Genomic DNA, 7,193 nt, shown 5'->3' with positions numbered 1-7,193 from the left:
ACCTAATAAAGCTGGCGGCTTCGCTGGGTAGCAGATCCAAGATCTACCGCTACATACTGCAGAAGCACGGCGTGCTGATGGGCACAGAGAAGGTGTATCAAAAAGTTAGAGAATCCGCGCAGAAGGTTGCTAGTAGGATCCGTTCTTAGAGCTTTACAGTAGAGTCTGGGCTGGCGCTTTTCTGGCTCCTCTGGGTAGTGGCACGTCGATTATCTTGAGCAACTGTTGCTCAACCTCCCTGCGGCTTGGGGCCTCCATCTCCCTGGCCTCCGCGACTATCTTCTCCACAGCACCGTTGCCGAGCGACGCCGACACGAACACCGACGCCTTGCGGATCCTCCCGCCAGTATAGTAGATCAGCACTGGCGCCTTGGTGCTCCGGCTAACGGGGATGTACAAGGCGTCGAGGATGTCGCTTGTAAAGACGCCATTGATCCTCACGCCACCCGGAGCCCTCTCCACCTCCACCCTCCCTCCACGATCCAGAGCCAGCCGCCCAAGCAACACAGCCCTCTTGAAGTCCACCACCTTGAGTGGACCACTGTTTGTGCGGAAGACGTCTCTGGCAGACATGGACTCCTCCAGGAAGAGCTCCTCATCCCGCAGAGACGCGACGATCTCCTCCAGGCTCCTCCTCCCCTCAATGATGTCCACCACCACGTCCGCCCAGCCGCCGTACTTAATTCCGAGGGGCAGGCTGTGGGGCTTGAACCTAACCCCCTTCAGCACCTTCTCCTCGCCGCTCCACTTGACGTAGTTCTTGAGGAGGGGCCTCCCATCCTCGTCAGCAGGTATGTACACGTTCCACTTTCCCTCAAGCTTTAGGGAGAAGGCCTCAACGGGGTTGATAGCGCTTTCTCCCAGCACCTCAGCCGCAACCCTCCTAGCTTCAGAGTTGACTGCGTCCTCTCCGGGGTTGTTGCGGAGATAGAGAGAGTCGGTATCGCCATACAGTGGCTTGAACCTCCCCCACAGCTTGTCGAATATCTCCTGCGAAGTCCAGAAGATCACCGCGGCGATGTACTCATTAACTAGGTTGCCAAAGCTCTTGGCGAAGACGCCGTATGCGGAGTTGGCCAGTATCTTCACAGCCTGATCGGCCGCCTCCCCCACCTCCCCCAGCTCCTTCTTCATCTTCTTAGTCTCCGCCCTCGCCTCGTAGAGGCTGGAGAGGTACTCCGAGACGGGGCCTGGAGACGTGCAGATCTTGACTCTCAACCTCTTGATCTCAAGCCCGGAGCTACACTTCTTAATGGTTAGGGGATCCAGCTGGAGGACGTAGTATATCGTCGGATATAGCATATTGAAGTCGTACTCGTAGACGTCTCTAAACAGCCCAGCAGCAGAAGCTCTGGCCTTCTCCGCCCCGCCATAGTCTGCAGAGGCGCGGCGATCTTCCACCACAGCGCCCTCCGAAGCCTCGAGATACTTCGCTACTAGGGCCTCGTGAAGAGAGCCAGGCGAGTAGCCATCTGCGAAGACGTTTAGAAGGTGGAGCGGGACGCCTGTCAGCTTGGCAAGGGCCTCTGCAGTTAGCAAGACCTTCTCAGCGAGCTTGTAAGTCGCGACGACGTCGTACTTCAAGTACTCCTCAAGAGCTCCAGCGCCCCTCCTAGCCTTCAGACCTATCCACCGCTTGTAGTCAAACGGAAGCGATAGCTTCACCTGCCGGACGATCTCGTGAAGGGCGTTGGCCTCCTCCTGCACTCCGAAGGAGGTGCGGAAGGCCCCGGCCGTGAATGGGAAGAGATCCAGATGCGGGACGCCAGCGATGGACAGCTTGCTACTAGACACGTACTCCCAGTCGAACGACCAAGAGTTGAAGCCGACTGCGTAGTCCACTCCAGACGAAGACAGATCAGCGACGAACTCAGATGGCGAGCCTGTGGAGATCTCAACCCCGTCGAAAGTCCATCCAACCAACACCGCGCCGTTCTGAACCTCTACGTCGAAGGCGGCGAAGCTCGGCCTCTTGGCGCTTCGGAGGGCCTCGGCGATCTCCCGCTTCGCGTACTCTGGCAACAGCTTCGCTCTCTGCCTGTCCTTCCTGTAGTCCACAGCGAACCTCGCCACAAACGGTATTGCCGACTGCGACACTCTGTACCCCCTACTCAGATACGCCTCCCTGGCCTTAGGCACCTTAGCCGGATCCCCCACATACGCTCTCCACACCCTCAGATCAGACTCGGCGAACTTGATCTCTTTAAACACGTACGCCTTCAAGTCGGTCCTCTCCAGTTTGACGCCACCAAGAGCCTCTGGCCTCTCCCTCGACAAAACGTAGAAGTACGCGCTGTGGCTGATCTCCTTCCCGTCCACAAGAAACCTCCTCCCGCCGAGGTAGGCTATCATCTCCTCTTCACTACGAAGTCGTACGAAACTGCCACCGCGCCATTAAGCTTCACGACCTGCATAAGGAGTTTAATAGTTAGGTACTCCACAACTGCGTGCCTCTCTTCAAAAAGCTTCTTGAGAGCCTCTCTATCGCCATCGCTTATGTATCTACAACCAAGTTTCTCCTCTATTGGATAAACCCACGCCAGAAATGGCCACCTAGGCCCAGTGAGTAGACCCTCATCTTCCATCCAGTGGAACACTCTGTCCATAATCTTCACATAGAGCTCCGCAACTTCGCAGTAAGGCCCGCCAACTGTACGCAGAATGAAGAGCAGAATCTCAGCCTGTGTAATTAAGCTGTTAAAAACTGCGAGCTCAACGTTTACACCATATTCTCTGGCTACGAAAACTGCATATCTCAGATCTGCTATAGCCGCCTCGCTTATCGTCTCTACAACCCCCTCTGTACAGTCCCCACCGCCACTACACCTCTCCTTCAGCTTTTTCAGAAGCTCTTTTACGGAACTCATAGACACCCAACTCTCTTCAGCTCCTCAACGTTCTCCCTCTCAATCACCTCGGCAACCCTCTTCCTAGCCTCGCTCCTAGACATCGTCTGCAACAGCTTCTCCATATAGCACCTAATCGCTTGCTTATTATTCTCCACAAACTCCGATATCCTAGCCGCCTTCTGCTTCGCCTCTTCAAGACGCCTATCTATCTCATCGGCGTTCAGCTCTCCACTGCTTTCAGCTATCTCAGCGGACTTTTCAAAAACTTCGTTCTCCCCAGATCCCCCATATATACCTCTGTTTGGTGGTTCCATTGGGTCCATGGTTCCACCAATCTCTTTTGGATTGTTTGTAAAACCGACTTCGGCGCCTCCGGTTTGACTTAAATTCCAGCCTTGTTCTATGTTTGATCCAGAAGTATTTGACGGAACCATGGAACCATCGGAACCACCAAACTGAGGATATATACCCCCACCCCCAGAATCAGTGTTTTGTTGTTGAGCTTCGGCTTTCTGCTCTTCGTGGCTTTCAACTATAGTTGCGGACTCTCTCCCAATCAGTATCTTTAGAGCATCATCAAGCCGTAGGCACCAGTAGTGTATTTTTTGCCCGCCAAATCTGTGCTGCTCATAGAAGAACGGTTTTGGAGGTGTTGTGCGTATCCGGCGCTGTCCAACTATATTGTCCTTTATACAAATCTTATATGTCGATATAAGCCTTTCGAACACAATTGTCCACGACAGCTTCGCCGATTCATCGTCTTTGTTCTTCTCCACTTCAGCCTTCTCAGGCTTCTCGCCTGTGAGACGCTCTATAAACTCTGTGACAAATGCGTTGTTGCGCGCCATGGACATGACGCGATCCACCACCTCCTCCGCATCTTTCCAAGTGTCTGAGTCTGGCGGGAAGGCTCTGAACTCCGGCCTGGGCTCCTTTATCAGCTTGACAAATAGCTCTGCGAGAGTCTCAGGCTTCTTTGGATCGCGCCTCGACAAGACGTACTCTCTGAACCGCTCCTCTGGCGTCTTCACGGCTGTGACTGCCTCCTTCACTCTCTCTGCGTTTTCTAGCTCGATCTCCTCTAGCGCCTTGTAGGCCTCCATGAATATTGGATCGCCTGTCTCCCTCTCAGCCATCTTAGCTATGGCGTACGAGAGCGCGAGCATCGTAGATGGCCGGCTCATGCCGAGCTCCCTCACTTGCCTCTCCACAGACTCCTCCACAAGCCGCCAGAACTCCTCCGACTCGGCTATCTTCGCTAGCCACCCAGCCACGTTGTACCCCCTCAGCTCCTCCAAGCCCATGTAGAGTGGCGGCGGGAGATCCAGCTCGATTATGAGGAGCCTCCTGGCGATGGCGGGATCGCGGAGGTTTAGAAATAGCTCTGGGTTGTGATTGGTTATTCCAATTATAGTCCTCTTGGCGTTGAAGAAGTCCTCGGCGCCCTTCCCCCTCCTCTTCGCCCGAGCTCCAGTTAAGCTGGTGGATGCAGAAAGACCACCGACTATCTTGATCAGCTCCTCCATCTTATCGCTCCTCTTCACATTGCCCCTATCGTCCACCTCGGCGACTTCGTCCACCACCATGACTATGGTGGTGCACGACACGGCGGTGTTGATGCGGGGGCGCGTGTCCAATACATACAGCCCCTGCTGGTAGATAAAGTTCTCAGATGCGAACCTGGATCGCCCAACGTCGTCCGAGATGCCGAGGAAGTTCAAGGCGGTTTTGATCACTGAGGTCTTAGCCCTCCCAGCGGGGCCGAACACAATAGCAACCTTCCAGTCTCCGTAGTCCCGTCTCCTCTCCTGGGCCTTCTGCCTTGCGGCGTATAGCATAGATCCAGACATCACCACCATGATCAGAGCCATGGGCTTAGGCGAGCCGCGGAAGCCTTGCTTCACCCGGTGGAGGAAGTCCCTCAGCTTGTCGATATCGAACCTCGGCTCAGAGTCTACTCTAATCTCCATCTTTCCGTCTAGGAAGAAAAAGCCAGTGGTGACGGTGTCTCTCACTGGCCTGGCCTGCGTTACGAGCAGGCTCGGAACCCCGTCTATCTTGAGAGCCATGTCTTGCGAAATCCTCTTGACTGCCTCTTCTCTAGACTCGATTGGGAAGATCTCCTTTATGTACCTCCCGTCGGAAGTCCTCACAGTCTTGAGGACTATGTACATCTCCCCGTCGAGCACGTCTTCTATCTTCTTCACAGACTCAGACTCTATGAAGTACAGAGACTTATCTATGCGGAAGGTCTTGGCCACAACCTCGCCACCGTCAGCCTCTATGGGCTTCCCCATCCACCTCTTAAACTTCTCAGCGGCGAACTTCGCCTCCTCAATCCTTCCATATATTACATAGTAGCCAAATGGCGCTTGGAGGAGCGCCGAGTAGAAGCCACCGCGCCTCTCCGCGAAGACGAGCTCTAGCCCGTACTCCCCCGCCTTGGCTCTCAGCTCCCTCTCGAGGAACTTGACGTTGAGGTTCCTGATCTTGTCCGCGGCGTCGTGCGCTTGCTCCGGCCCCTTGGCCATCGCCTCCAAGAGGCGATCTACAACTGTGCGTGGCTTGTAGCCTAGCACAGACAGTAGCTCCTTGGCGGCTTCCACGTCGAGCTCCCTCAGATAAGCCACCGCGCTAGCTCTGCCATATGGCTTACTCCCCTCGTAGGCTCTCCTTACGTGGCTGAGGCGCTGGCTCCGGGACTGAGACTCTTGCCCAGCGGAGCCGTACACCCTCTGGACGATCTCCTCAATATCGCGGCGGCATATCCCCAGCCACCTCCCCAGCGATGCCAGCGCGAATATGGCGTTGTGGCGGTTCACCTCTTTGTTAAGCGCGGCGCCCCCCGCCGCGGCTCTGGCATATATCTTGACGAACGCCTCGGCGGCCCTATCCACATCTATGTGCTTGCAACTCCCCTCTTCAACCTTCGGCGGTTGCTCGGCGTATCTAGCAACCTTCTTGTCCTCTACCACAACATCCCCGCCAAGCCTCTCCACAAGCCTCGCGAACTCGCCCCAATCCAGTACTGGAATCCTGCCAGTGGCGTGCTCATACGATATGTCTCCCAGATACTGACCAGCCACGTTAGCTGGCGTGCGGAAGTGTATCTCAACGCCTGGGATCGACGCCTTTTTGACGTCGGGAGGCGCGCCGATCACTGCGATGGGGATTTTGAACTTCCTCCTGCTCTCGGCGCCGCCAGGGCATATACATGAGTCGCCGCGGCACTCCACCGGATCTTGACACTCGAAGGCCCCGCCGAATATCTTGTACACATCCTCTCCCAGCTCCGCCACCAGCTCAGCCGCCTCCTCGGTCCAAGAATCGACGTCGATCAAGGCTGGCGCCACCCCGCGCGCTCCAATCAGTTCAGCGTAGATGGCGGGCTTAACCGCAATAGATGTGACGACTGCGCCGGGCTCCCCGCCCCTCCTAACCCTCTCCGCGATCTCCGCCCAGCAGCCCTCCTCAGAGCCTCTGCAGACTGTGACTTTGCCACGCTTAGGCACGAAGGCCCGCCACATGGCGATCGATTCGTAATCTGCCGGATTTCTCAACAGCCTCTCTGCGTCTCTCAGCATGGCCTCTACAATAGCAACTGCGTCTGCAGATGGAGGCGGCTCCTCCCGCTTAGCGGGCTTGGCGGACTCTACAGCTTTCTTCAAGAACTCCCTCAGTTCCCTGACAGACACCTCCGTACCGGTGAGCCTGCGGAGAGCCGAGGCGATGCGGTTCAGAACCCTAGGCGGAGGCGGAAGCTTCTTGATCTCGACAAAATCCGAGTCTCCGATCCACACTACATAGACGCCATCCTCCTTCTCTACCTTCAGATACTCGCCAAAGTTCATAAATCAATAAGCTCAATCTTCGCCTTCTTCCCAAGACACTTGGCAATTTCGACAATTTCAAACGCCAGTTCCAGATCGGAAACAGCAATCCACTCCCCCCTCTCAAGCCTATCCAGAACCCCAGGTGGTATGTGAGGCGGCACCTCGCATTGGCTCATAACTCCACCAGCTTGTATCTCTTTCCACACGCTGGGCACCTCACCACATCTTCGCCTTTGTGTAGAAGGAGCACATTGCACCTAGGACATCGCGCCAAGTGAAGAATTATCTCAGACTTCATCATTCCAGAATACGCCGACGCGATGTCGAGTATCCTATCAGCCTCGCGGAGGATGGAGATATGGGCGTACTTTTCTCGTCTTTTCATGCCATCCGGTATTTTGGTTACCTGCATGTCAATAAAGTTTTACCCAATATATAACGTTTTCTTTCCGCACGGATTGCTGTAGATCAACGTCGCATGATTCGCCTCATGAATAAGCGCATGAGCCAT

Annotated in this window: 5 protein-coding genes; all 5 read right to left on the bottom strand. The window is 55.3% G+C overall.

The features are described from left to right. Nucleotides 1–153: 153 nt before the first annotated feature. Genes ACP5J3_RS09275 through ACP5J3_RS09255 form a run of 5 tightly spaced genes read right to left on the bottom strand, consistent with a single transcriptional unit; the run spans nucleotide 154 to nucleotide 7,094 of the window. The gene (locus ACP5J3_RS09275) at nucleotides 154–2,352 is read right to left on the bottom strand and encodes a hypothetical protein (RefSeq protein WP_428495430.1); all 2,199 of its coding nucleotides are present in this window, start codon (nucleotides 2,350–2,352) and stop codon (nucleotides 154–156) included. Next, nucleotides 2,349–2,867, bottom strand: coding sequence for a hypothetical protein (locus ACP5J3_RS09270; protein WP_428495429.1), 519 nt, complete (start codon nucleotides 2,865–2,867; stop codon nucleotides 2,349–2,351). The genes ACP5J3_RS09275 and ACP5J3_RS09270 overlap by 4 nt, the downstream gene beginning before the upstream one ends. Then, nucleotides 2,864–6,700, bottom strand: coding sequence for a hypothetical protein (locus tag ACP5J3_RS09265; protein ID WP_428495428.1), 3,837 nt, complete (start codon nucleotides 6,698–6,700; stop codon nucleotides 2,864–2,866). The genes ACP5J3_RS09270 and ACP5J3_RS09265 overlap by 4 nt, the downstream gene beginning before the upstream one ends. Next, nucleotides 6,697–6,858, bottom strand: coding sequence for a hypothetical protein (locus ACP5J3_RS09260; protein ID WP_428495427.1), 162 nt, complete (start codon nucleotides 6,856–6,858; stop codon nucleotides 6,697–6,699). The genes ACP5J3_RS09265 and ACP5J3_RS09260 overlap by 4 nt, the downstream gene beginning before the upstream one ends. Beyond that, nucleotides 6,855–7,094 (bottom strand): hypothetical protein, encoded by a 240-nt coding sequence (locus ACP5J3_RS09255; protein ID WP_428495426.1) that lies wholly within the window; start codon nucleotides 7,092–7,094, stop codon nucleotides 6,855–6,857. The genes ACP5J3_RS09260 and ACP5J3_RS09255 overlap by 4 nt, the downstream gene beginning before the upstream one ends. Nucleotides 7,095–7,193 lie beyond the last annotated feature (99 nt).

Origin of the sequence: Pyrobaculum sp. (assembly GCF_049971835.1) — an archaeon.
Taxonomy (GTDB): Archaea; Thermoproteota; Thermoprotei; order Thermoproteales; family Thermoproteaceae; genus Pyrobaculum.
The sequence above is the reverse complement of the archived record's forward strand: the minus strand, read 5'-3'. Positions and strand labels throughout refer to the sequence as shown.

Excerpts from the sequence above, each read along its gene's own strand:
- ACP5J3_RS09270 (WP_428495429.1), bottom strand. The coding sequence starts at position 2,867 with ATGAGTTCCGTAAAAGAGCTTCTGAAAAAGCTGAAGGAGAGGTGTAGT.
- ACP5J3_RS09265 (WP_428495428.1), bottom strand. The coding sequence starts at position 6,700 with ATGAACTTTGGCGAGTATCTGAAGGTAGAGAAGGAGGATGGCGTCTAT.
- ACP5J3_RS09255 (WP_428495426.1), bottom strand. The coding sequence starts at position 7,094 with ATGCAGGTAACCAAAATACCGGATGGCATGAAAAGACGAGAAAAGTAC.
- ACP5J3_RS09275 (WP_428495430.1), bottom strand. The coding sequence starts at position 2,352 with ATGATAGCCTACCTCGGCGGGAGGAGGTTTCTTGTGGACGGGAAGGAG.
- ACP5J3_RS09260 (WP_428495427.1), bottom strand. The coding sequence starts at position 6,858 with ATGAGCCAATGCGAGGTGCCGCCTCACATACCACCTGGGGTTCTGGAT.